General features: G+C 57.5%; 22 protein-coding genes and 3 tRNA genes. 3 read left to right on the forward strand and 22 right to left on the reverse strand.

All coding sequences use genetic code 11. From position 1 onward, the window contains the following. Positions 1-4: 4 nt before the first annotated feature. Both priB and rpsF read right to left on the reverse strand, forming a co-directional pair. Positions 5-322: a primosomal replication protein N gene (gene priB, locus AC2AXP_RS19760; protein WP_039991282.1), complete on the reverse strand. Its 318-nt coding sequence runs from the start codon at positions 320-322 to the stop codon at positions 5-7. A gap of 8 nt (positions 323-330) precedes the next feature. Next, a complete protein-coding gene (rpsF, locus tag AC2AXP_RS19765; protein WP_004933634.1) occupies positions 331-729 on the reverse strand; it encodes a 30S ribosomal protein S6 in 399 nt (132 codons plus the stop codon). A gap of 452 nt (positions 730-1,181) precedes the next feature. Between rpsF and AC2AXP_RS19770 the strand changes: the two genes are divergently transcribed. Then, complete coding sequence (locus AC2AXP_RS19770) at positions 1,182-1,448, forward strand: YdgH/BhsA/McbA family protein (protein ID WP_004955970.1); 267 nt, start codon at positions 1,182-1,184, stop codon at positions 1,446-1,448. 96 nt (positions 1,449-1,544) lie between these two features. On the opposite strand, the gene yjfP is transcribed toward AC2AXP_RS19770, so the two are convergent. Beyond that, positions 1,545-2,297, reverse strand: a complete 753-nt coding sequence (yjfP, locus tag AC2AXP_RS19775; protein WP_198773931.1) for an esterase — start codon at positions 2,295-2,297, stop codon at positions 1,545-1,547. 176 nt (positions 2,298-2,473) lie between these two features. Between yjfP and bsmA the strand changes: the two genes are divergently transcribed. After that, entirely contained in the window at positions 2,474-2,785 is a 312-nt protein-coding gene (gene bsmA / locus AC2AXP_RS19780) for a biofilm peroxide resistance protein BsmA (protein WP_004955972.1), read from the forward strand. An 18-nt stretch (positions 2,786-2,803) separates the two neighbouring features. Here bsmA and AC2AXP_RS19785 read toward each other — a convergent pair whose 3' ends face one another. From AC2AXP_RS19785 to nnr, 16 genes are all read right to left on the reverse strand, one after another. Further along, on the reverse strand, positions 2,804-3,202 hold the full coding sequence (locus tag AC2AXP_RS19785) for a DUF350 domain-containing protein (RefSeq protein WP_484381890.1): 399 nt from the start codon (positions 3,200-3,202) through the stop codon (positions 2,804-2,806). 50 nt (positions 3,203-3,252) lie between these two features. Then, entirely contained in the window at positions 3,253-4,881 is a 1,629-nt protein-coding gene (locus AC2AXP_RS19790) for an isovaleryl-CoA dehydrogenase (RefSeq protein ID WP_004955974.1), read from the reverse strand. Positions 4,882-5,005: 124 nt separating this feature from the next. Next, a complete protein-coding gene (gene rlmB, locus AC2AXP_RS19795; RefSeq protein WP_484381891.1) occupies positions 5,006-5,737 on the reverse strand; it encodes a 23S rRNA (guanosine(2251)-2'-O)-methyltransferase RlmB in 732 nt (243 codons plus the stop codon). 86 nt (positions 5,738-5,823) lie between these two features. After that, positions 5,824-8,307 carry a ribonuclease R gene (gene rnr, locus AC2AXP_RS19800; RefSeq protein WP_004955976.1) on the reverse strand — a complete coding sequence of 828 codons (2,484 nt, stop codon included), beginning with the start codon at positions 8,305-8,307 and terminating at the stop codon, positions 5,824-5,826. 198 nt (positions 8,308-8,505) lie between these two features. Beyond that, positions 8,506-8,931, reverse strand: a complete 426-nt coding sequence (nsrR, locus tag AC2AXP_RS19805) for a nitric oxide-sensing transcriptional repressor NsrR (protein ID WP_004955978.1) — start codon at positions 8,929-8,931, stop codon at positions 8,506-8,508. Between the two features lie 255 nt (positions 8,932-9,186). Continuing rightward, positions 9,187-10,485 carry an adenylosuccinate synthase gene (locus AC2AXP_RS19810; protein ID WP_039992449.1) on the reverse strand — a complete coding sequence of 433 codons (1,299 nt, stop codon included), beginning with the start codon at positions 10,483-10,485 and terminating at the stop codon, positions 9,187-9,189. Positions 10,486-10,582: 97 nt separating this feature from the next. Further along, positions 10,583-10,783, reverse strand: coding sequence for a DUF2065 domain-containing protein (locus AC2AXP_RS19815; RefSeq protein WP_004955982.1), 201 nt, complete (start codon positions 10,781-10,783; stop codon positions 10,583-10,585). Positions 10,784-10,850: 67 nt separating this feature from the next. Beyond that, the gene (gene hflC, locus AC2AXP_RS19820) at positions 10,851-11,855 is read right to left on the reverse strand and encodes a protease modulator HflC (protein ID WP_004955984.1); all 1,005 of its coding nucleotides are present in this window, start codon (positions 11,853-11,855) and stop codon (positions 10,851-10,853) included. A gap of 3 nt (positions 11,856-11,858) precedes the next feature. Then, positions 11,859-13,112 (reverse strand): FtsH protease activity modulator HflK, encoded by a 1,254-nt coding sequence (gene hflK / locus AC2AXP_RS19825; RefSeq protein ID WP_004955985.1) that lies wholly within the window; start codon positions 13,110-13,112, stop codon positions 11,859-11,861. 113 nt (positions 13,113-13,225) lie between these two features. Beyond that, the gene (hflX, locus tag AC2AXP_RS19830) at positions 13,226-14,506 is read right to left on the reverse strand and encodes a ribosome rescue GTPase HflX (protein ID WP_004955986.1); all 1,281 of its coding nucleotides are present in this window, start codon (positions 14,504-14,506) and stop codon (positions 13,226-13,228) included. A 98-nt stretch (positions 14,507-14,604) separates the two neighbouring features. Continuing rightward, entirely contained in the window at positions 14,605-14,913 is a 309-nt protein-coding gene (gene hfq / locus AC2AXP_RS19835; RefSeq protein ID WP_004955988.1) for an RNA chaperone Hfq, read from the reverse strand. 234 nt (positions 14,914-15,147) lie between these two features. Next, a complete protein-coding gene (miaA, locus tag AC2AXP_RS19840) occupies positions 15,148-16,092 on the reverse strand; it encodes a tRNA (adenosine(37)-N6)-dimethylallyltransferase MiaA (protein WP_484381892.1) in 945 nt (314 codons plus the stop codon). Beyond that, positions 16,085-17,968 (reverse strand): DNA mismatch repair endonuclease MutL, encoded by a 1,884-nt coding sequence (mutL, locus tag AC2AXP_RS19845; protein WP_004955993.1) that lies wholly within the window; start codon positions 17,966-17,968, stop codon positions 16,085-16,087. Before mutL ends, miaA begins: the two co-directional genes overlap by 8 nt. A 21-nt stretch (positions 17,969-17,989) precedes the next feature. After that, a complete protein-coding gene (amiB, locus tag AC2AXP_RS19850; protein ID WP_004955994.1) occupies positions 17,990-19,795 on the reverse strand; it encodes an N-acetylmuramoyl-L-alanine amidase AmiB in 1,806 nt (601 codons plus the stop codon). Positions 19,796-19,802: 7 nt separating this feature from the next. Continuing rightward, complete coding sequence (tsaE, locus tag AC2AXP_RS19855; protein ID WP_039991288.1) at positions 19,803-20,273, reverse strand: tRNA (adenosine(37)-N6)-threonylcarbamoyltransferase complex ATPase subunit type 1 TsaE; 471 nt, start codon at positions 20,271-20,273, stop codon at positions 19,803-19,805. A gap of 13 nt (positions 20,274-20,286) precedes the next feature. Beyond that, the gene (gene nnr / locus AC2AXP_RS19860; protein WP_004955997.1) at positions 20,287-21,798 is read right to left on the reverse strand and encodes a bifunctional ADP-dependent NAD(P)H-hydrate dehydratase/NAD(P)H-hydrate epimerase; all 1,512 of its coding nucleotides are present in this window, start codon (positions 21,796-21,798) and stop codon (positions 20,287-20,289) included. Here nnr and queG point away from each other — a divergent pair. Beyond that, entirely contained in the window at positions 21,797-22,936 is a 1,140-nt protein-coding gene (gene queG / locus AC2AXP_RS19865; protein ID WP_088499847.1) for a tRNA epoxyqueuosine(34) reductase QueG, read from the forward strand. The two genes, nnr and queG, sit on opposite strands and share 2 nt — an antisense overlap. Positions 22,937-23,244: 308 nt before the next feature. On the opposite strand, the gene AC2AXP_RS19870 is transcribed toward queG, so the two are convergent. From AC2AXP_RS19870 to AC2AXP_RS19880, 3 genes are all read right to left on the reverse strand, one after another. Next, positions 23,245-23,320, reverse strand: a tRNA-Gly gene (locus AC2AXP_RS19870). 50 nt (positions 23,321-23,370) lie between these two features. Further along, a tRNA-Gly gene (locus AC2AXP_RS19875) sits at positions 23,371-23,446 on the reverse strand. 65 nt (positions 23,447-23,511) lie between these two features. After that, positions 23,512-23,587, reverse strand: a tRNA-Gly gene (locus AC2AXP_RS19880). Positions 23,588-23,742: the final 155 nt, after the last annotated feature.

Consider the following 23,742-nt stretch of genomic DNA (forward strand, 5'->3'; position numbering starts at 1 on the left):
TTGGCTAGTCTCCAGAATCTATCAATTCAATCTGCTCGGCATGCAGTACCAGTTTGTTCAGCCCGTTGCGCCCTTGATGGCAACTGACGAAGCCTTGCACGGTAATCTGACTGCCGACCGTTAATCTTTGAGTTAGTGCTTGTGACTGTTGTCCGCTGACAACCACGGGCATACGGCACCATGCCTGTCTGCTGAATCCGGCTTCCACCTGCGTTGATTTGTGCTCAAGCACAAACTGGCAATGGGGGATCCCGGAAGGACTCACTTTTCGAACCGGCGGCTTGCACACTGTGCCAGACAACACCAGACGATTAGCCGTCACGGCGGCAATTACTCTTCAGAATCCCCAGCATCTGCATCATCTGCGGTTTCGTTAGCGAAGTCTTCGCGGCGATCGCCACGACGTTCGTCTTTCGCTTTAACCATCGGAGATGCTTCGGTTACCGCGTGCTTAACGCGCATAACCATGCTGCGGATAACGGCGTCGTTGAAGCGGAAGTTAGTTTCCAGCTCATCGATCGCTTCCTGCGGGGCTTCAACGTTCAGCAGAACGTAGTGAGCCTTGTGCAGTTTGTTGATCGGGTAAGCCAGTTGACGGCGGCCCCAGTCTTCCAGACGGTGAATCTGACCTTGCGCGTTAGTGATGGTAGCACTGTAACGCTCGATCATGCCCGGAACCTGTTCGCTTTGGTCAGGATGGACCATAAAAACGATTTCGTAATGACGCATCGAATTGCTCCTTACGGATTATTCAGCCTCCTGTCAGGGTCAGCCGTGGCCCATGGAAGCAAGGAACGTGATTTTTGTACGGCTGAAAAATGACGCGTAATCATACTGGCGAAGGGGGGGAAACTCAAGGACCCGGTGGGATTTATTCGCAGTTATTGGCGCTCGAAGGCAAAAGCGCACGATTTGCTATCGGCCGAATATATGGATACGGATCCACTAGTTTTGAAAATCCTTCAACAAAATCATCATCGCCAACGCCATGTCGTTCATTTTTTTTGAAAGTTGTCATCAAATCCCTGCGCTTTTCTATCTGGCAGAAGCCACTAGAATTAACCATATCCGCCGCCAAACAAGCGACGAAAAGGATTTGAAGTCATTCAACAGAGACAAATAACTTCTTGCCATCCGGGCCGCCGTCGTCTGGCGCTCCGGGCAAGTCAAGAGAGGCACTTATGAAACGCATTACCCTCGCCACCGCCGTGGCCTTGCTGCTTTCCGCCAACGCCATGGCCGCCACTGAAATCACCGCGCACCAGGCAGATCAGCGCCAAAGCATCGGTTTCGTTACGCTGAACCATAATGTGGTATCACCGGATGATGCTTCTTCCCAGGTCAATGATATCGCCGAACAGCGCGGCGCCAGCGCCTATCGCATTATCGCCCTGCATCAACCGGGCAGTACCGCGTCGATTCACGTCAGCGCCGAACTGTATCGCTAACAGAAAAGTGCCGTACCAGGGAACCAAGCCGCACTGAAAAGCGGCAGCTTAACGACAGTAACACGCTCTCACGCCCCCTGTTCGCAGGGGGCTTTTTTACAGGTTATGCGTGAAGAATGCGACGGTCGCGGCCAGCGCCGCTGGCGTGATGCGGTGCGCCACCCCAGGCTCGGTGTCCAGCGTCAGGCGCTGATCCCAACCGCGTTCGCGCAGCGCCTGCGCCAAGCGCAGGCTTTGTGACGCTGGCACCAGATCGTCCGCTTCGCCATGCCATAGCAACAACGGCCGCCCGGACAGCGTTTCCAATTGATGTTCAACGCCGTAATCCGCCAATGGCGCCACCCGCTCGGCATGCCGCGTCGGCGACAATACCTGTCCACGCTCATCCAACGGCGGGAACAGGGTTTGCGACAGCGAGGTGAAATAGCCGGCGCCCATCAGGCTGGCCGCAGCGGCAATCCAGGGATAACGCGTCAGCGCGCCCAGGGTGGTCATGCCCCCCATCGACGCGCCCGCCACGCCAATGCGCGTACCGTCGATCACGCCACGCTCGGCAAAATGCGCCTTTAACGCCGGCAGTTCATCAATGTTACGCCGCAGAATTTCCCAAAAATGCGCCAGCCGTTGCGCGGCATCGCCGTGATAACGTTCGCCGTGCAGATCGGCATCCGGCAATATCACGCGAAAGCCGGCCTTGGCCAACGCATAACCAAAATAGGCATAGACCTCTTTCGACGAGGTATAGCCGTGGTAGAAAAATACCGTCGGTAATGGCTGTTGGTATTGCCCGGCCGGCACCGCGTGGATCAGCGCAATATCGCCCACGCGTTCGTCATACAGTTCAATCATGCTTTGCCCCTTCCCACCCCATGCCCCATAGTCTACATAATGCTATCCGCGCTGCGCAGTCGGATCGCACACCGCTCTATGATGGCAAAAAAACGTCATACGCATTAGCTCATTATGTTCCACTATATACTTAAGCATTACACTGACGACTTTCCGCTGCGCATTCTGAGGTCACGATGAACATAGCACGCTGTGCCGCCATGCTGCTGTTGCTTGGGCTGTTGTCCGGCTGCGGCATCCTCACCACCACGCCGAAGCCACCGCCGCCGCCGATTGCCGGACAAGCGCAAGAAATTACCCGGGCGCAAACTGCCGGGCTGGAAAAGATCACTACCGTCAGCGCGCTGGTTTATGGCAGCCCGATGAATGTGGAAGACGAGATTCAGCGCAAGGCCACCGCCGCCGGGGCGCGCTATTACATGATCATCATGAATAGCGAAACCGTGGTGCCGGGACAGTGGTATTCACAGGCAATTATTTATCGCTAGGCGCAGAGGGGCAGCGAGTTAATAGGTCATGCAGGCGGCGTTCAATACCCCGCCGCTGACCGAGACGCCGCCCAGGAAAATACCGGCTGCGGTATGGTTCGCTTCGATTTTCTCGCTGATGCGCGGCATATACAACTTAACCGCGGTAAAGATCAGCAATTGCACCACCAGCGCCACCCCCCCCCATAACAGGTAGTCCAACAGGCTGATCGAGTTGATCGCCGCACTGGCCAGCGGGATAACATAGCCCAGACAGGCGCCGATAAAACCCAATGCCGCCGCCTGATTATCCTGTTTGATCAACGCCCATTCATCATGCGCGGTGATGCGGGTATAAATAAACAGGAACACCAGCACCATGGCGACCCCGCTGAAAAAGTACGAGGCAAACGCCGCTAATAAGTTGATTATTTCCATATTTTTACCCGTTGGTTATGGTGGTTTGAGGATCCGAAGCCTACTTATGCCTAGCCGCCCACCGCTCTGTCAAGCAGCGACTCGCACAATGTGTCGGGTAACGCCCGCTGCCCGCGTTCGTCCAGCATCGACTGGCACCAGGCTTCGGCTATCGGCGGCGACGCATAACGCAACAACTGCGCTGCAGCGAACAGAGTAAACAGTCGGCCAGTCAGGGCACGAGCCTGCGTTTCCTGCAGTTTTCCAGTCTGCTGCAACAGCTGTCGCCATTGACGATCGTAATGACGATTCTGTCCTTTCACCTCTGCCAGCTCCTGGTGCACCGCCTCCTGCACCAACGGACTTTTTGCCCAGGCGCGCAGCACGTCCAGGCACATGATATTACCCGAGCCTTCCCAGATGCTGTTGACCGGCATCTCGCGGTACAGACGCGGCAATTCGCTGTCCTCGCAGTAACCGATGCCGCCAAGCACTTCCATCGCTTCGGCAACAAACGGTATGCCTTGTCGGCAAACGTCAAACTTGGCCGCCGAGGTCATGATACGGCATAGCCCCTGCGACAGCGGCTCCTGCTGACTGCCGTAGGCGCGCGCCAGGCGCATCAGCGCTGCCGTTTGCCCCTCCAGCCGCAGCGCCATGCCCGCCATCACCTGACGCATCAGCGGCTGCTGGATCAACGTCTTGCCGAACGCCTGGCGCTGATGGGCGTGATAGAGCGCCACCGACAGCGCGCGGCGCATTAAGCCGTGGCTGCCGAGCGCGCAGTCAAAGCGTGTCTGGCTGCCCATCTTGAGTATTTGGCGTACACCATCGCCTTCATCGCCCAGCAGCCAGGCAGTAGCATCCTGAAACTCCACCTCGCTGCTGGCGTTGGCACGGTTGCCCAACTTGTCTTTCAGCCGCTCCAGACGCACCGCGTTGCGGGTGCCGTCCGGCAGGATACGTGGCAGGAAGAAGCATGACAGCCCGCCTTCGGTCTGCGCCAAAACCAGATGCGCGTCGCTTTGCGGCACCGAGAAAAACCATTTATGCCCTACCAGGCGATATGCTTCGCCATCGCCGCGTCCGGCCAGCGGCGTCGCGCTGGTGGTATTGCTCAATACGTCCGAACCGCCCTGTTTTTCAGTCATACCCATGCCAATCAGCAGCCCGCGTTTTTGTCCGCCGGGCAGCAGATGGGCGTCGTACCGATCGGAAAGCAGCGGCGGCAGCCAGTCCCGAAACGGCGCTGGCAGGCTGCGTTGCAGCAGCGGAATGGCACCATAGGTCATGGTTATCGGACACAGCGTGCCAGCCTCCACCTGCGCATGCAGTATGAAACGCGCAGCGCGCGCCGCCACCGAGCCAATGCGCGCCTGCTCCTCCCAAGGCAGATTATGTACGCGGTTGGCCACCAGTCCCTGCATCAGAATGTGCCAGGCGGGGTGGAAACGCAGGTCGTCCAACCGTTGCCCACTGGCGTCATAGCGCAACAGTTCCGGCGGATTGGCATTGGCCAGTCTCCCCAGCTCCAGCGACTCCTGGGTGCCAAGCTGCTGCCCCAGCGAGGCTAATACGTCGGCATCCCAACCGGCGTGCTCACGTTGTACCGCTTCACGCAGCGGGGTATCGGACAGAAACAGATTGCTGTTGCCCAGCGGTTTGGGCTGGTTAAAAACCGTATGTGTAGTCCAGACCATTGGCGTGCTCCCTTGTAAGGCATCAGGAGTCATTATGGTCGATGGCACGATTTCTGCCGCAGGCGAGATCACAAGATGGGGGGTAAAACCAGGGCCCGGCCACCGTCGGCGCCGGGCCCGAAGATTAACTGCGCTGACGCACCGCTTCGAACAGACAGATGCCGGTGGCCACCGACACGTTGAGCGAGGAAACACTGCCAGCCATCGGGATGCCGATCAGTTCGTCGCAATGTTCACGGGTCAGACGACGCATACCTTCGCCTTCCGTGCCCATCACCAGCGCCATCGGGCCGGTCATTTTGCTTTGGTACAGCGTGTGATCGGCTTCGCCGGCGGTGCCGACCACCCAAACGTTCAGTTCTTGCAGCAAACGCAGGGTCCGCGCCAGATTGGTCACACGGATCAGCGGCACGTTTTCCGCCGCCCCGCAGGCAACTTTCTTCGCGGTGGCATTCAACTGGGCGGATCGGTCACGCGGAACGATCACCGCATGTACGCCGGCGGCATCGGCGCTGCGCAGACAGGCACCGAGATTATGCGGGTCGGTCACGCCGTCCAGCACCAGCAGAAACGGGGTATCGACGCTTTCCAACAGCCCCGGCAGATCGTTTTCCTGATACTGGCGCCCTTCGCGCACCCGGGCAACAATCCCCTGGTGCACCGCCCCTTCCACCTTGTCGTCCAGCCACTGGCGATTGGCCACCTGAATGACGATGCCGGTAGCTTCCAGCTCGGCGATCAGCGGTTGTAAACGGCGGTCGTCGCGGCCTTTAAGGATAAACACTTCCAGGAAGCGTTGCGGATCGCGCTCTAACAGGGCTTTGACGGCGTGAATGCCGTAGATAATTTCGCTCATGATGCTCTTTTAACTGTGCGGCCGACATACGCCGGCCGGTGATAATAATGTACGACAGGTGAGCGGGCTATGCCCGTAAGCTGCAATCAGCCTTCACTCTGCTGCGCACCTTTCTTCTTCACGGCGCGCTTGGCTTTGGTGGCCGCCGCTATCTTTTTGGTTTTGTCGGACACTTTTTTGGCCTTGGCCTTTTTGTCCTTCTTCACCTTGTCGGCCGGTTTGGCGCCGTCTTTGCGAAACGCGCTATCCGGCTCAAAATTGGCCGGTGGCTTGCCACCACGGCGTTTACGGCCGTTACCGTTGCCACCACCGTCACGCAGCGTGCGTGGTGCGCCCTTCTTGGCGCGTTCGCGTTCGGTCTTGCCTTCACCGCGCGGCTTGCGGGTGCTGGAAACCAGAGCAAAATCGATTTTACGCTCGTCCATATGCACCGCTTCAACGCGGATCTCCACGGTATCGCCCAGGCGATACACCATACCGGACGATTCGCCGATCAGACGCTGGCCGATATTATCGTAGCGATAGTAATCATTATCCAGCGTTGATACATGCACCAGGCCATCAATAAACAGATCGTTCAGGCGCACGAAGAAGCCGAAGCCAGTGACGCTGGCGATAATGCCGGTAAACACTTCTCCGACGTGATCCTGCATGAAGTCGCACTTCAGCCAGTCGGCAACGTTGCGCGTGGCTTCGTCGGCACGACGTTCGGTCATCGAACAGTGCAGGCCCAGTTGCAACATCTCTTCGAGATCGCTATGCCAGCCGCCGGTCGGCGTCCAGCGGTGTGGCGGTTCGCCGTGCTCTTTGGCTAACAGATACTTGATAGCGCGGTGCAACGACAGATCCGGGTAACGACGAATCGGCGAGGTAAAGTGGCCATACGACGCCAACGCCAGCCCAAAGTGACCTCGGTTTTCCGGATCGTAAATCGCCTGTTTCATCGAACGCAGCAGCATGGTCTGCAGCATTTCGTGATCGGGGCGCTCGGATACGATATCCATCAGTTGCGCATAGTCTTTCGGCTGCGGCTTGTTGCCACCGCCCAGGGTCAGGCTCAGCTCGCCAAGCACGCTGCGCAGCGACTTGATATGATCGTCGCTTGGACGATCGTGCACGCGGAACAGCGCCGGCTCGTTGTGTTTTTCAACAAAGCGCGCCGCCGCAACGTTCGCCATGATCATGCATTCTTCAATCAGCTTGTGCGCATCGTTACGCACCGTCGGCTCCACGCGTTCGATACGGCGTTCAGCGTTGAAGATGAACTTGGCTTCTTCGGTTTCAAAGGCAATGCCACCACGTTCGGCGCGCGCCCGGTCCAGCACCTTGTACATGGCATGCAACTCTTCCAGGTGCTTGACCAGCGGATGGTATTGCTCGCGCAGCTCCTGGTCGCCCTGCAGCATATGCCACACTTTGGTGTAGGTCAGGCGAGCGTGGGAGCTCATCACCGCTTCGTAGAACTTGGCCGTCGACAGCCGCCCCTGGGCAGAAATGGTCATTTCGCACACCATACACAGGCGATCCACCTGCGGGTTCAGCGAGCAGAGGCCGTTGGACAGGACTTCCGGCAGCATCGGTACCACCTGCGACGGGAAGTACACCGAGGTACCACGGCTACGGGCTTCGTCGTCCAGCGCCGTGCCGGGGCGTACGTAGTAGCTGACGTCGGCAATGGCAACCCACAGGCGCCAGCCGCCGCCACGTTTCTTCTCACAGTAAACCGCATCATCGAAGTCGCGTGCGTCTTCGCCGTCAATGGTGACCAACGGCAGGTTACGCAAATCAACGCGCCCGACCTTGGCCTCTTCCGGTACCTCTTCGCTGAGGGAGGCGACCTGCTTTTCCACCTGCGGCGGCCAGGTGTGCGGGATTTCATGGGTACGCAGCGCGATATCGACCGCCATGCTGGTGCCCATTTTATCGCCAAGGATCTCGACGATTTTACCAATAGCCTTGGTGCGGCGGGTCGGACGCTGGGTCAGTTCCACCACCACCATAAAGCCCATGCGCGCGCCGCTGACCGCCTCGTTCGGGATCAGGATATCAAAGCTCAGACGGCTATCGTCCGGCACCACAAAGCCGACACCGGCGTCGGTAAAGTAACGGCCGACGATCTGGCTGGTTTTTGGCACCAGAACGCGCACAATGCGCGCTTCGCGACGCCCCTTGCGATCGGCGCCCAACGCCTGCGCCAGCACCACGTCGCCGTGAATGGCCATTTTCATCTGTTCGGCCGACAGGTACAAATCGTCCTTGCTGCCCTCAATGCGCAGGAAACCATAACCATCGCGGTGGCCGATCACCGTGCCGCGCAACAGATCCAGCCGTTCCGGCAGGGCGTAGCATTGACGGCGGGTAAATATCAGTTGCCCATCGCGTTCCATGGCGCGCAGGCGGCGGCGCAGCGCTTCCTGATGTTCTTCGCTGGTCAAATCCAGCTCTTTCGCCAGCTCTTCACGGCTGGCCGGCGTTTCACGCTTGGCCAAATGGGCAAGAATGAATTCGCGGCTCGGGATGGGGGATTCGTATTTTTCTGCTTCTCGTTCCAGGAAAGGATCTTGTGACATTGCGGTTCCTCCGTTGTCATCAGCAGGGTGTCGCGAGAATAGGCCAACGGGCTCGATTGTCGCAGACTGTCTGGGGCGAACAGCGCGTAAACCGGAGCATGCACCGGGCACCTGCGGTTTTTGAACGCTGTCTCGCCGCAAAATGGCAAGTAAACTGGCTTATGGGGCCACTTCTCAGCCCTGTTTTCTTGTCGATGCTTATTCGACAAGCAATAGCTTATAGAGCGGGGCGTTGTCTTCGACCATATCGGCCAAGGTATAATTATCCAGCTCTGCAAGGAAATTCTGTACTCCCTGCTGCAACACCTGCTTCAGGCGGCAAGCGGGGGTGATATGGCAAAAATCGCCGCTGCAGTTAACCAGCGATAGCGGCTCCAGTGCGCGCACCACGTCGCCGATGCGTATCGAGGCGGCAGGTTGCCCCAAGCGGATACCGCCATTTTTACCACGCACGGCAGTCACCAGTCCGATACGACTCAACTGGTTGATTATTTTCACCATATGGTTGCGGGACACGCCATACACTTCGGTCACTTCCGAAATGCTGGTCATTTTATCCTTCGGCAATGAGGCCATGTAGATCAGCGCCCGCAGGCCATAATCAGTAAAACTTGTTAACTGCACGTCTACCTCTGGGTAGGATTTACCCGTCTGACACGCCGCTTTTCGGCATTTATCAAAAGATTACTTATAGGATAATAAACCAGGCTGAGAGTTCGTCGTTAATTATTTATACCCTAGGGTACACGACAGACAGGGCAATGAAATCATTAAGCCGGGATAACGAAAGGATTTTTGCTGGGCAACCGCGTTTGGCGAGGTGAACATCCTAAAAACAAACCGGGACGGCGCCCGGTTTGCTGGTGACAGAAAAACGGCTTATGCGTCGAACGGATCGCGCAGAACCATGGTTTCGCTGCGATCTGGGCCGGTGGAGATAATGTCTACCGGTACGCCAGTCAGTTCTTCAATGCGCTTGATGTAGTTCAGCGCGGCCTGTGGCAGTTGGTGGTGTTCCTTCACGCCGAAGGTGGTTTCGCTCCAGCCCGGCATGGTTTCGTAGATTGGCTCGATGCCTTCCCAGCCTTCTGCTGCCAGCGGCGTCGTGGTCATTTCGCGGCCGTCAGGCATGCGGTAACCCACGCAGATTTTCACTTCTTTCAGGCCGTCCAGAACGTCCAGCTTGGTCAGACAGAAGCCGGACAGCGAGTTGATCTGCACCGCGCGGCGTACCGCAACCGCATCCAGCCAACCGGTACGACGACGGCGACCGGTGGTCGCGCCGAACTCGTTACCCTGCTTGCACAGGAACTCGCCGGTGTCGTCGAACAGTTCGGTTGGGAACGGGCCAGCGCCAACGCGGGTTGAGTAGGCTTTCACGATACCGAGCACGTAGTCCACGTAACGCGGACCAATGCCGGAACCGGTCGCTACGCCACCGGCAGTGGTGTTGGACGAGGTAACGTACGGATAGGTACCGTGGTCGATATCCAGCAGCGTACCCTGTGCGCCTTCAAACATGATCAGATCGCCACGCTTGCGCGCGCCGTCCAGCAGTTCGGAAACGTCAACCACCATCGAAGTCAGGATGTCGGCAATCGACATGACGTAGTCCAGCGTCGCCTGGTAATCCACCGCGTCAACTTTGTAGTAGTTAACCAGTTGGAAGTTGTGGTAATCGATGATTTCTTTCAGCTTGATAGCGAAAGTTTCTTTGTCGAACAGGTCGCCAACGCGTAGACCGCGACGTGCGACTTTATCTTCGTAGGCCGGACCGATACCGCGACCGGTGGTGCCGATGGCTTTCGCGCCACGTGCTTTTTCGCGCGCGATATCCAGCGCAACGTGATAAGGCAGGATCAGCGGACAAGCTTCAGACAGTAACAGACGTTCGCGTACCGGGATGCCGCGCGCTTCGAGTTCACCCATTTCTTTCATCAATGCGTCAGGCGCCAGTACCACACCGTTGCCGATGATGCTGGTTACGTTTTCACGCAGGATGCCAGAGGGAATTAAATGAAGAACGGTTTTTTCACCGTTAATAACCAGAGTGTGGCCAGCGTTATGGCCACCTTGGTAGCGCACAACATATTGAGCCCGTTCAGTCAGCAGGTCTACGACCTTGCCCTTACCTTCGTCACCCCATTGGGTGCCCAGTACGACGACGTTCTTACCCATTTTCAAAATCACCGGTTGCTTAAAAATGGATTCTACCACCGTAATTTTAGAGTTTCAGCACTTTTAGCATACGATTGCGTATTTTTTCGGCTACACTTCAGCCACCAAGGCGCGTGCTCAACATATAGTAGATAACGATGCCGGCAACCACTATTCCGCCGCCAAAACGGCGCAGCGTGGCGTCGGGCAATTGCGTCATTGCCAGGATCATTTTGCGCCAGGCCTGTGGAAACAGCATCGGCCCCAGCCCTTCCAGCACCAAAACCAGCCCAAGCGCCAGCCAGATCGTCGAATTCATGCTTCCCCCCCGCAAAAGAAAAAGGCCCGCGATTAAACGGGCCCTGATAACTAGGATGCCTTTGGCATTACTTACGCGTCGAATCCGGCGACTTCATGTAGCGGAAGAAATCGCTGTCCGGGCTGAGTACCATCACGTCCTGGTTGTTTTTGAAGCTGGCTTCATAAGCACGCAGGCTACGGATAAAGGCATAGAAGTCCGGATCCTGACTGAACGCGTTGGCGAACAGTTTGGCAGCTTCGGCATCGCCTTCACCACGGGTGATACGAGCCTGACGCTCGGCTTCCGCCAGGGTACGGGTCACCTCGTAATCCGCGCTGGCGCGCAGCTTCTCGGCTTCTTCCTGACCCTGTGAGCGCAGACGACGAGCGACCGCTTCACGTTCGGCGCGCATACGCTGGTAAATCGCATCGGACACTTCCGCCGGCAGGTTGATCTGCTTAATACGGACGTCGATAACTTCAATACCCAATGCGGCCATGCTGTTCGGGTTGACCTGCGGCTGCTTGCCGGTAGTTTCCCGCTCAACGCGCGCTGCTGCAGAGGCGATAGCGTCGTCGGCTTCGGTGGTGGCAACTTCTTCGCCATCGCCGACGGTGCCGGTGTTCAGCGCATCACGCACGTCGGACATCAGCTTGCCGCGCGAGTCGGTAACGATATCCTTCACGTCCAGACGACCGATTTCGGAACGCAGACGGTCACTGAATTTACGTTTCAGCAGCACTTCGGCCTGGGAGACGTCGCCGCCGCCGGTTGCCAGATAGTAACGGCTGAAATCGCTGATGCGCCACTTCAGATAGGAGTCAACGATCAGGTCTTTCTTCTCGCTGGTCACAAAGCGATCGGCCTGGTTGTCCATGGTCTGGATACGCGCATCCAGGTTCTTCACGGTCTCAATGAACGGGATCTTGAAGTGCAGACCCGGCTCATACACCAGCGGTTTATTTTCGCCGTCACGCAGTACCTTGCCGAAGCGCAGGACGATGCCACGCTGGCCTTCCTGCACCACGAACAGTGAAGCAAAAAGCGCCACCAGCACCACAATGACGATAACTACAAAAGACTTACGCATTGATTATTCTCTCCCTACGCGAGTGGTATCGTCACGCTGCGCATTTGCCCGGCGTTGGTCCATGATCGTACCGCTGTTCTGCGGTCTGTTGCCGGCATTGCCGCTGGCAGACGGAGCGGGGTTGAGACGAATCAGGCTGGTGTCCTTATTGCCGCTGTCTGCCGCTGCGCCGGTCTGGCCGCGCAGCATCTGATCCAGCGGTAACACCATCAGATTGTTGCCTTTGTCACTCACCAGCACCTTGCGGGTATGGCTCAGGACTTTTTCCATGGTTTCGATATACAAACGCTCGCGGGTAATTTCCGGCGCAGACTTGTATTCCGGCAGCAGCTTGGCAAAGCGCGCGACTTCACCCTGTGCTTCCAGAACCGTACGGTCTTTATACGCCTTTGAATCTTCCAGCAGACGCTGCGCCTGGCCGTTGGCACGAGGTTGAACTTCGTTGGCATAAGCTTCTGCTTCACGAATGTACTGCTGTTCGTTTTCACGTGCGGCAATCGCATCATCGAACGACGCCTTGACCTCTTCCGGTGGACGCGCCGCCTGGAAGTTGACGTCCAGCAGCGTGATCCCCATGTTGTAAGGACGAATAGTCTCTTCCAGCATGCGTTGCGTATCGTTACGCACCACGGTACGGCCTTCGGTCAGAATACGGTCCATCGAATACTTGCCGATCACCCCGCGCAGCGCGCTGTCGGTAGCCTGACTCAGGCTGTCGTCCGCATTCACCACGCTGAACAGATAGGCTTCCGGGTTGGTCACGCGGTACTGCACGTTCATTTCCACCCGCACCACGTTTTCATCGGAAGTCAGCATCACGCCGGACGCCGCCAGTTCACGAACCGACTCCACGTTAACCGGGCGTACCTCATCAATGAAGGTCGGCTTCCAGTTCAGGCCCGGTTGCACCAGGTGGCTGAACTTGCCAAAACGCGTCACAACGCCACGCTCGGCTTCCTTGATGGTGTAGAAGCCACTGGCTGCCCAGATAACCACTACCGCCACTGCCGCGATACCGATGATACGGCCGCTGAAACGCGGGCCGGATGAACCGGTACCGCCACTATTATTGCCGTTGGAGCCTTTGCCGCCGCCCAAACCACTCAGCTTCTTGCTCAGTTTGCGGAAGATGTCATCCAAATCAGGTGGCCCTTGTTCACGACCGCCTTTGTTACCGCCAGAGTTGCCGCCATTATTATTGCTGCTCCCCCACGGGTCGCGGTCCTGTCCGTTATTACCGGGCTGATTCCACGCCATGTTTTAGCTCCATTATTCTGTGATTGGGTACTTCAGGCTTATACGCCGGCCGCCGCAACGCTGCGACGCCGATCGTGCCTACAGACCGAGCGTACAAATGTAACAGGATATGATCATACGATAAAGTTAATCAGTTCCTGTTCCTGTTTACAAAGGCGACGCCACTCGACGATCGGCATGCGCACAACCATGCCAATACTGCCGTCCTCTTCGATCCACTCTTTCTCTATCGCCTGAAGCTGGTAAAAACGGCTACGAAGACGGCCTGCCTCTGGCGGTAAGCGCAGTTCATGTTGCGCGATTTCCCCCGATAAGCGCTCCGTCAACGCCTGAAACAGCAACGGGATACCTTCTCCGCTGGCGGCAGACAGCCACACCCGGATCGGTAAATTTTCTTCGTTGCGGTCGATACGCGGCACAAAATCGTCCAGCATATCTATTTTGTTCATCACTAACAGTGTAGGGATCTCATCCGAGTCAATCTCTGCCAGCACGGTATTCACCGCTTCAATGTTTTCATCCACGCGGGTATCCGCAGCGTCGATAACATGTAACAACAGAGAGGCCTGACGCGTTTCTTGCAGCGTCGCCTTAAAGGCAGCAACCAGATCGTGCGGCAAGTGCCTGATGAACCCTACGGTATCCGCCAGCACCGTATCGCCCACATCCGCCACGTCAATGCGGCGCAGCGTTGGATCCAGGGTGGCAAATAGTTGATCCGCCGCATACACGTCGGCAGAGGTAATTCGATTAAACAGGGTAGATTTACCGGCATTGGTGTACCCCACCAAAGATACGGTGGGTACATCGGCGCGGGTACGCGCACGGCGGCCTTGTTCACGCTGCTTTTCCACCCGCTCCAGGCGGCGCAGAATCAGGCTGATGCGATCGCGCAGCAAACGACGGTCGGTCTCCAACTGGGTTTCCCCTGGCCCGCGCAGGCCGATCCCCCCTTTCTGGCGCTCAAGGTGAGTCCAGCCACGCACCAAACGCGTCGCAATATGGCGCAGCTGCGCCAGTTCTACCTGCAGCTTGCCTTCGTGGGTACGGGCTCGCTGGGCAAAGATATCTAGAATCAACCCGGTGCGATCGATCACGCGGCATTCACATAGGCGCTCGAGATTTCTCTCCTGCGCCGGGGAAAGGGAATGATCAAACAGGACAACAGATGCGCCACTGGCTTTAACTGCATCTGCAATTTCTTCGGCCTTTCCTTCACCGACAAAGTACTTGGGATGTGGGGCTTTGCGGCTACCAGTAACCACTTGCAAAGCGTCTACACCCGCGGAAGAGACCAGCGATTCGAATTCACTGAGGTCTTCGGTGTCTTTGTCCTGCGAGAAATAGATATGAACCAGTACGGCCTGCTCACCGGCTTCATAACGGTCAAACAAGCGTGCAACCTCTCAAACGGACACAAACCGTGAGTTTGGGGAACACAGGCAGCACTTTACTGCCCATGTTCCCCGACATGGTTGTCTTGCAACGCGCTTTACTCAGCGTCATCGCTTTCCTGCTGCGGCTGTTGCGGCGCAGACGGATTATTACCATGGTGATAGTTACTGGTGCCGCCGCTCGGATTATTGCTATGGTGCGAAACCGGGCGTGACGGGACAACGGTAGAGATAGCGTGCTTATAAACCATTTGACTCACTGTGTTTTTCAACAGGATGACAAACTGATCAAAAGACTCAATCTGGCCTTGCAGCTTAATACCATTCACCAAATAAATAGAAACCGGAACACGTTCACGACGCAATGCGTTCAGGAACGGATCTTGCAAAGATTGCCCCTTAGCCATTCTATCTTTTCCTTATTTGCTTGTTGTTTGTAACTAAGAACCTGTCGGCTCTAAAATAAACGACGTAAAAAATTTGCGCGCTGAATACTCATCAATTGTACACAATCACTCAACCTATGCACTATATCCTTCATCTTTCAAGCCTGTAACGGCGTTGGCTGTCCGCATTACCCCCTCACTCAATGCTTCGAGCTGCTGGGTTTCCTACGTTAGCCTGCTGACTACAACCTGAAATCAACGGGATAAAACCACCTGTGTTACCGAGTCCAAAGCCTCTCCCGGCTTTTCACTGTCCAGCCAATGGACCGACTCCCAACCTCGTAACCAGGTCATTTGGCGTTTGGCCAACTGACGTGTTGCGCAAATACCACGATAAACCATCTCATCGTAACTAATCTCGCCAGAAAGATATGACCACATCTGGCGGTAACCGACACAGCGAATGGAAGGCAAATCCGTATGCAAATCACCCCGCGCAAAAAGTGCGCGCGCTTCCGTTTCAAAACCTGCCGCCAACATTAGATGGAACCGCTGCTCAATGCGTTGATGTATCAACTCACGGCTGGTCGGCGCTATCGCAAATTGGTGAACATGATACGGCAACGATTCACCCGAAATTTTAGTCAGTTCCGTTAAAGTTTTACCCGAAATAAAAAAAACTTCCAGTGCTCTGGACAGTCTCTGCGGATCATTCGGATGAATTCTCAGTGCGGCGACCGGGTCAATGGCCTGTAACTGACGGTGCAAAGCTTGCCAACCTTCGGCTTGCGCCTGCCGTTCAATGCGCTCGCGCACTGCCGCATCGGCAGCCGGCAACGGCGACAGGCCATCCAGCAACGCCTTGAAATACAACATGGTTCCACCCACTAGCAGCGGGATACGCCCGGCGGCGGTGATGTCGGCCATTTCCTTCAGGGCATCGGCACGAAAATCGGCGGCGGAGTAAACCTCGGCGGGATCGCGAATATCAATCAGCCGGTGCGGTGCCTGCGCCAATTCTTCTGCGCTGGGCTTGGCGGTGCCGATATCCATGCCACGATAAATCAGCGCGGAATCCACGCTGATCAGTTCTACCGGCCAACGTGCGCGCAACGCCATTGCCAGCGCGGTCTTGCCCGATGCCGTAGGCCCCATGACGAAAATCGCCGGGGGACGTGATGCTATTTCAGTTTCAGTCATGCGTAAGGGCTGCCAGTGCAGCCTGTAAATCAACAGGTTGTAAAAGTCCGGCCGGTGGCGATTTGACCAGCTGCGGGCAAAGTCGTTCAACGTCGGTCAATAATTGTATCGCTTGCGAGCTGTTCCACTGTTGATGTTCGCTGCCTATGTGGCGGGCGATCCAGGTGGCCAGCACCGTCGGCGACATCTCGTGATGTTCGGCCAGATAGCCTAACAGTTCCGGTATCAGTTTTTGTAAATTTTGTTGGCGTAATGGTAAAGGCACTGCGCGCAGCGTCACACGCCCGTGATCAACCTGCAGCTCCAGCCCCATTTTCACCAGCAACGCCTGGTGCCTGGTACAGGCCGACGCCTCGTTGTTGCGCAGCGTCAGCTTGAGCGGGATCAGCAGCGGCTGCGGCCGCAGCCCCTCTTCCGGCGGGTTCAGCTGCGCCTGACGCAGCCAGCGTTCGGCCACCGGTAAATTGAGTAACGCCAGCTGCTGGCGCTGCTCCAGCAAGGCGTAGCACGGCGGATAGACCATCAGCACACGGCCAAAGCCATGCTGACTGCCGGCCAGCGGCATTTCCTGCGCGGCCTTCGGCGCGGGGAACAACGGGACCTTCGCCGTCTCGACCGCTGGCGTAGCTGCCGGCTCGGTCGTCGCCTGCATCAAACGGCCGTACAGCTCCCCTTCGCGCTTTTGATAGCCGGAAGCGCCGCCGTGGTACGGCTGCGGCGTACGTTCACGCGCCGCCGTCGGACTTGCCGCAGACGGTTCGCGGCGCGGGGCCGGCTGGGAAAAATGATTGCCACCGGCCGCAACGCGGTTTTCCGGCTGCCATGCCGGCGCGGGGTCTGGCGCATCGGTTGCTTCTGCCAGCGGTAGCGGCGCGCTGCCGAGCTGTTGCAATACCGTGGTCACCGCCTGATAGATAAAATCATGCACCAGCCGCGCCTGATGGAAGCGCACTTCATGCTTGGCGGGATGCACGTTAACGTCCACCTGATGCGGATCCACCTCGAGATACAGCACATAGGCCGGCTGCTGGTCGTCTTTCAGCTGATCCTGATAGGCCTGGCGGATCGCGTGGTTGATCAGGCGATCGCGCATCATGCGGCTGTTGACGTAACAGTATTGCAGCTCGCCCAGTTGCCGCGCGCCGGCCGGATCGGCCACCCAGCCGCGAATGGTCAAATCGCCGTGTTGCCAGGAAATCGCCAGCGCATGCTGCAAAAACGCCGGCCCGCAAATACTGCCAAGACGGCGCTCATGCTGGCTTTCTTCCTTCGCCGCACGGTACTGACGCATCAGCTTGCCGTTATGACTGAGGTTGATCGCCACATCGAAACGCGCCAGCGCAATGCGCCGCACCACCTCATCAATATGACCGAATTCGGTTTTTTCGGTGCGCATGAACTTGCGCCGCGCCGGGGTATTGTAGAACAGGTCGAGCACTTCAACCGTGCTGCCCACCGGATGCGCCGCCGGTTTGACCATCACCGCCTGATCGCGCCCTTCGGCGTAGGCCTGCCAGGCCTCCGGCTGTTCGGCGGTGCGTGACGTCAGCGTCAAACGTGACACCGAGCTGATACTGGCCAACGCTTCGCCGCGGAACCCCAGGCTGACAATGGCTTCCAGATCGTCAAGCGTGCTGATTTTACTGGTGGCATGACGCGCCAGCGCCAATGCCAGATCGGCCTTGCCGATGCCACTGCCGTTGTCGCGGATACGGATCAGCTTGGCGCCACCGCGCTCAATATCAATATCAATACGCGTCGCGCCGGCATCCAGGCTGTTTTCCACCAGTTCCTTCACTACCGACGCAGGCCGCTCCACCACTTCTCCGGCGGCGATCTGGTTGGCAAGCTGTGGTGGCAACACCTGGATTGGCATACTGGTTCCTCGAGAGTGGCGTTACGCCTGTGGAATGGTCAATGTCCGATCCAGCGGCGCAACGTCCGATTTCAGTTTATTGGCGCTTTTTAATTCACGGACGCTCACGCCATAACGACTCGCAATTGATGACAGCGTATCACCGCGCACCACTTTATGTCTGGACGGTTTCTTGCTGACCGGTTTCGCCTTGGCAACGCTCTGACTGCCGGCGGCGTGGCCCGCCGGCACTTTCAGGCGCTGGCCAACCCAAACGCCGTCTTTCTTCAGATGGTTCAGGTCGCGCAGCGCCGCCATACTGGTGCCGTAACGACCCGCGATGCCAGAGAGCGTTTCCGCCCGTTTCACCACGTGGATCTGGGTCTTACCCCGGTAACTGCTGTTGCCGACGGAGCGGGTAGTCACCGGCTCCGGTTGGCTGACGTCTGGTGTAGATTCATTAACCGCCGCTGCGACGTCCAGCGGTCGGTTTTCCACCTTTGGGTCGGCTTGTAGCGGATGCGACAGGAAATAGCTGCGCAGGCCGCGATGGATCGCCTTGGCTATTTTCTCCTGATACGCGCTACTGCCCAGCAGTCGCTCCTCCGAAGGGTTACTGATAAAGCCGGTTTCCACCAGCAGGGACGGAATGTCCGGTGAACGCAGCACGCCAAGGCTGGCTGGCTGCGGACGGCTCTTGTGCAATACGCCGATGGTTTGCATTTCACGCAGTACTTTGGTCGCTACGTCATAGCCGACGCGCTGTGAATGGCCGAACTGCAGATCCAGTACCGCCTGGCTGAGATAAGGATCAGCCTGGCTATTGGCCAGCAGATCGCCCGCACCGCCCAGCAGTTCGGATTGCTTTTCATGCTGTTCCAGCCAGTTGGCCATTTCGCTGTTGGCGCGACGGTTGTTCAATACCCAGACCGAGGCGCCGGTGGCGCTGCGGTTTGGTGCCGAGTCGGCGTGAATTGATACCAGTACGTTAGCACCATGCTTGCGCGCCACGTCCGAGCGGCCCATGACCGAAATAAAATAGTCGCCGTTGCGCGTCAGTACCGGCTTGAACATCGGATCGTCGTCCAGCAACGTCTGCAAGCGGCGCGCGACGGCGATGGTGACGTTCTTTTCACGCAGGCCGTTCGGCCCGATGGCGCCGGGATCCTGCCCGCCGTGGCCGGCGTCAATCGCCACCACCACGCGGTTGCCGGAACCGGCTGACACCCGGCTGCTGCGCGGCGTATCCGCCGTTGCCGTACCAGACACCACCGCCGGTTTGTTGTTGAACGGATTGGACGCCGAGGAGCTGGTCGGCGCACGCCGTACCGGCTCGGCCGGTTCCTCGATAAGCACCGGTTGGCGAACCGCCGGCTTGCTGACAATCGGCTTGCTGACCGTCGGCGCCGGAGCCTGACGAGTGGTGGTCGACGCTCCGCCTTCCGCCGCGATGGTAAAGACCACGGTATACAGGTTACCGTTTTGCCGCGTTACCGCCCGCGTTTTGGCCCGCTGGGTCAGATCGAACACCAAGCGCACGCTTTGCGCATCTTTCGGCGTGCTGGAACGAATGCTCTTCACCAGGTTTTGACCGCTGAAGTTCAACGGCAGGCCGTTGACCTTACCGCTCTGGTTGACGTCCAGCACTACGCGCTCAGGCCCGTGCAGCGGGAAGAATGCGTACGCCGGCGGGCCGTTGAAGCTCACCGAAACGGTAGCCTCACGCTGCGCATTGGTCACCTTGATGTCCGCCAACGATGAGGCCGCGGCTAGCGCATTGCCGGCGCCAGACAGCCCCAGGCTCGCCAGCAGCGTCACCAGCAGGATTCGTTTTAATCCATACATCATGTTGGCGTCATCCCTGTTGCCCGTGGATTCGGTCGATGAGTTGGTGGCCATGGGCAGAAAGCGGCACAATGCGCGCTTCTCGGCCCCGATCGTGGTAGCTCAGGTGCAATGCCAGATCCGGCTCCGGCAATACGCCAGTGCCCTGCTGCGGCCATTCCACCAGGCAGATGGCATCCTGCGCGAAATAATCGCGGATGCCCATAAATTCGAGTTCTTCCGGATCGGCCAGGCGATACAGATCGAAGTGATACACCGCCAGCGGTTGCAGCGCATAAGGCTCAACCAGCGTATAAGTCGGGCTTTTAACATTGCCCTGATGACCCAAGGCCTGCAAAAAACCGCGGCTGAAGGTGGTCTTCCCCGCCCCCAGATCGCCATAAAGGTAAATGACGCTGGCGCGATCGCACGCCTTCGCCAACGCGGCACCCAATGCAACAGTCGCTGCCTCATCCGGCAGAGGTAATACGAGTTCTTTCATTCGATAATATCTATTATGCCAACTGAGGATTAACGTAATGAGGGATTTCGAGCAACAGATCGGTTGCCAGCAATCCTCTTGTTCCTTGTCTGTCTGCCACTCTATCGGCGGCGGCGCCATGCACCACACAACCTGCGCAGGCGGCATCATACAGCGAGAGCTTTTGTGCCAGCAAACCGCCGATAATGCCGGCAAGCACGTCTCCCATACCGCCGGACGCCATACCGGCATTGCCGACGTCGGCAATCGCCATTTCGCCATGTTCGCCAGCAATCACCGTACCCGCCCCTTTTAATACCACCACGCCGCCATAGTTTGCCACCAGGCGCCGTGCGGCAAGTAAGCGATCACTTTCAATTTCTGCCGTGCGGCAGCCCAATAACCGCGCCGCTTCACCGGGATGTGGCGTTATCACGCGATTCTGACGCTTCTCGGGATTTATTGCCAGCAGGTTAAGTGCATCGGCATCCCATAATGCTGGTTTATTACTGCGCTGAAGGATTTTCAGCGCATTCTTACCCCAGTCTGCCTGGCCCAAGCCGGGGCCGACCACCAGCACATCGGCCCATTCCAGCGCCTGTTGCAGACTGTCGTCAGTCAAACGCTGCGCCATCAGCTCTGGCCGTGCGGCCATCAATGGCGCCAGGTGTTCCGTGTGAGTAAGCACTCGCACCAATCCGGCACCGCTGCGCAGCGCAGCTTCTGCCGCCATGCGTATCGCACCACCGAAACCGAGATCGCCGCCAACCACCAGCAGGCGCCCGTGTTCTCCCTTGTGCGAGCATGGCCGGCGTGGTCGCAGCCAGCCCGACAGATTCGCCGCCGACAAACGCTGTATCGGCGCCGGTTGCTGCGCCAGCCAGTCAGATAATCCTAGCGTAGTCTGATGAAGTTGCCCGACCCAATCACGCGCCTGTCCGGTTAACAACCCCGGTTTCAGGGCGATAAACGTCAGGGTATGGGCGGCGCGTATCACCGCCCCCGGTGCCGCGCCACTCTGTGCCAGCAAACCGGAAGGGATGTCCAGCGCGACAATCGGCAGGCCGGTACGGTTGGCGGCTTCAATCAGCGCATCCATCGGCGCACGCGGCGCGCTGCCCAGCCCGGTCCCCAACAGACCATCGATAATCAGGTCAATATCGTTCGGCCAGCGGCTGTCGGCCGGTTGAATTTCTCCACCGCCGTCGAGCCAGGACTGTCGTGCCTGCGCGGCCTCTGGCGGCAGCGGTCGCGCCCCTTGGCAGGCGATCAGCGTCACCCTGATACCGGCGGCGGCGGCCAGCCCCGCCACCACGTAACCGTCACCGCCATTATTACCGTGACCGCACAGCACCAGCCAGTGACTGCTGGCCGGATAGCTGTCTCGCGCCAGCTGGTAAGCCGCAGCGCCGGCTCGCTGCATCAATGCATACAGAGAGAGGCCGAGCGAAGCGGCAGCGGCCGGTTCGGCCTGGCGGATCCAGTCCGCAGACCAGACAGAGTGTGGTAAACTGGAGCTGTATTGTTTCTCACTATGGCTCGTCATGACACACCCTCTCGATCTCAATCAACTCGCCCAACATATCAAGCAATGGGGGCAATCGCTAGGATTCCAGCAGGTTGGCATCTGCGATACCGATCTGAGCATGGAAGAGCCAAAGTTACAGGCATGGCTGGACAAGCAGTATCACGGCGAAATGGAATGGATGGCACGCCACGGCATGCTGCGTGCACGGCCGCATGAGCTGTTGCCTGGTACGCTGCGGGTTATCAGCGTGCGTATGAATTACCTGCCGGCCAAAGCGGCTTTTGCCACGACCTTGAACAATCCACAACTGGGGTACGTCAGCCGTTATGCGCTGGGCCGCGACTATCACAAACTGCTGCGCCAGCGGTTGAAAAAACTCGGCGAACAGATCCAGGACTACTGCGGTGAACTGAATTTCCGGCCGTTTGTCGATTCCGCGCCGGTAATGGAGCGCGCCCTGGCGTCAAAAGCCGGTATTGGCTGGGTTGGCAAGCACTCACTTATTCTTAACCGCGAAGCCGGTTCCTGGTTCTTTCTCGGTGAGTTGCTGATCGATTTGCCACTGCCGGTGGACCAACCGCAGGAAGAACAATGCGGCCGCTGCGTTGCCTGTATTACCACCTGCCCAACCGGCGCGATTGTCGCGCCCTATACCGTTGATGCCCGACGCTGCATTTCGTATCTGACCATCGAACTGGAAGGCGCGATACCGGAAGAGTTCCGCCCGCTGTTGGGCAACCGTATCTACGGCTGCGACGACTGCCAGCTTATCTGCCCGTGGAACCGTTTCTCACAGTTGACCGATGAGGACGACTTTAGCCCCCGTGCTGCGCTGCATGCGCCGCAGTTGATTGATCTGTTTGGCTGGAGCGAAGAAAAGTTTTTGCGCATTACCGAAGGCTCTGCCATTCGGCGCATTGGCCACCTGCGTTGGTTGCGCAATATTGCCGTGGCGCTGGGTAACGCGCCCTATCAGGACAGCGTGGTGCTGGCGCTGCGCTCGCGGGTGGGTGAACACCCGCTGCTGGATGAACATATTCACTGGGCGCTGGAACAGCAACTGGCGCGGCGCGCTCAACAGGGCGTCGAGGTACAAGGCAGCCAGAAAAAACGATTGATTCGTGCGGTGCAAAAGGGATTACCGAGGGATGCGTGATAGCAATAACCAATCCGCAGAACAACGCGACAACTCGCCCTGTGGACTTGTGCATAAAAATAAAAATGCTTTGTCTTTCAAACGTAACAAAAAGAGCAAGTGATCGGTATAACGTTTTTGAATATTTAAATATGATTTAAAATCAACAAGATAAATATTTCATTTGTATGGCGTTGCTTTTTTGCTCAGATGATATTATGCACAGCTTCTGTGGATAACTCTGTTTACAGAATTTTTTCCGCCGCTTGCAAACGAGGCAGGAAAGCGCACCGGCTGGGGATGAGTGAATATTTAAGGGGGGAGAAAATTGGAGCGGGAAACGAGGCTCGAACTCGCGACCTCAACCTTGGCAAGGTTGCGCTCTACCAACTGAGCTATTCCCGCACACAAGAGATGCTTTTGGCATCCGGCCAAAAAATTGGCCTTTGAAATTTTGGAGCGGGAAACGAGGCTCGAACTCGCGACCTCAACCTTGGCAAGGTTGCGCTCTACCAACTGAGCTATTCCCGCGTCGCATGGTAACTACTGGTACTGCTTTTTATTCATCATGCCGCACATGGCAACATTGTTGAATTTGGAGCGGGAAACGAGGCTCGAACTCGCGACCTCAACCTTGGCAAGGTTGCGCTCTACCAACTGAGCTATTCCCGCGTCGTATCGATAGCCGAACTTTTTCAAATTCTTCATCGGTACGGGGTGCGCATTATACGAGAAATCCTTTTTGCCGCAAGCCCCTAAAAGCAAAAAAACGTTTTTTTTGTTTGATTGCCGATTAATACGCCAAGATGGTGAAATAAACGGCGCGA

The organism is Serratia sp. Sp408 (assembly GCF_057180665.1).

Bases quoted from the DNA above. Each gene is read 5' to 3' on its own strand.
- hflC (WP_004955984.1), bottom strand. From the start codon at position 11,855: ATGCGTAAGTCTTTTGTAGTTATCGTCATTGTGGTGCTGGTGGCGCTT.
- mutL (WP_004955993.1), bottom strand. From the start codon at position 17,968: ATGCCAATCCAGGTGTTGCCACCACAGCTTGCCAACCAGATCGCCGCC.
- nnr (WP_004955997.1), bottom strand. From the start codon at position 21,798: ATGACGAGCCATAGTGAGAAACAATACAGCTCCAGTTTACCACACTCT.
- AC2AXP_RS19790 (WP_004955974.1), bottom strand. From the start codon at position 4,881: ATGGTCTGGACTACACATACGGTTTTTAACCAGCCCAAACCGCTGGGC.
- bsmA (WP_004955972.1), top strand. From the start codon at position 2,474: ATGAACATAGCACGCTGTGCCGCCATGCTGCTGTTGCTTGGGCTGTTG.
- rnr (WP_004955976.1), bottom strand. From the start codon at position 8,307: ATGTCACAAGATCCTTTCCTGGAACGAGAAGCAGAAAAATACGAATCC.
- AC2AXP_RS19810 (WP_039992449.1), bottom strand. From the start codon at position 10,485: ATGGGTAAGAACGTCGTCGTACTGGGCACCCAATGGGGTGACGAAGGT.
- hfq (WP_004955988.1), bottom strand. From the start codon at position 14,913: ATGGCTAAGGGGCAATCTTTGCAAGATCCGTTCCTGAACGCATTGCGT.
- tsaE (WP_039991288.1), bottom strand. From the start codon at position 20,273: ATGAAAGAACTCGTATTACCTCTGCCGGATGAGGCAGCGACTGTTGCA.
- amiB (WP_004955994.1), bottom strand. From the start codon at position 19,795: ATGATGTATGGATTAAAACGAATCCTGCTGGTGACGCTGCTGGCGAGC.
- rpsF (WP_004933634.1), bottom strand. From the start codon at position 729: ATGCGTCATTACGAAATCGTTTTTATGGTCCATCCTGACCAAAGCGAA.
- queG (WP_088499847.1), top strand. From the start codon at position 21,797: ATGACACACCCTCTCGATCTCAATCAACTCGCCCAACATATCAAGCAA.
- hflK (WP_004955985.1), bottom strand. From the start codon at position 13,112: ATGGCGTGGAATCAGCCCGGTAATAACGGACAGGACCGCGACCCGTGG.
- yjfP (WP_198773931.1), bottom strand. From the start codon at position 2,297: ATGATTGAACTGTATGACGAACGCGTGGGCGATATTGCGCTGATCCAC.
- AC2AXP_RS19785 (WP_484381890.1), bottom strand. From the start codon at position 3,202: ATGGAAATAATCAACTTATTAGCGGCGTTTGCCTCGTACTTTTTCAGC.
- AC2AXP_RS19770 (WP_004955970.1), top strand. From the start codon at position 1,182: ATGAAACGCATTACCCTCGCCACCGCCGTGGCCTTGCTGCTTTCCGCC.
- miaA (WP_484381892.1), bottom strand. From the start codon at position 16,092: ATGACTGAAACTGAAATAGCATCACGTCCCCCGGCGATTTTCGTCATG.
- AC2AXP_RS19815 (WP_004955982.1), bottom strand. From the start codon at position 10,783: ATGAATTCGACGATCTGGCTGGCGCTTGGGCTGGTTTTGGTGCTGGAA.
- rlmB (WP_484381891.1), bottom strand. From the start codon at position 5,737: ATGAGCGAAATTATCTACGGCATTCACGCCGTCAAAGCCCTGTTAGAG.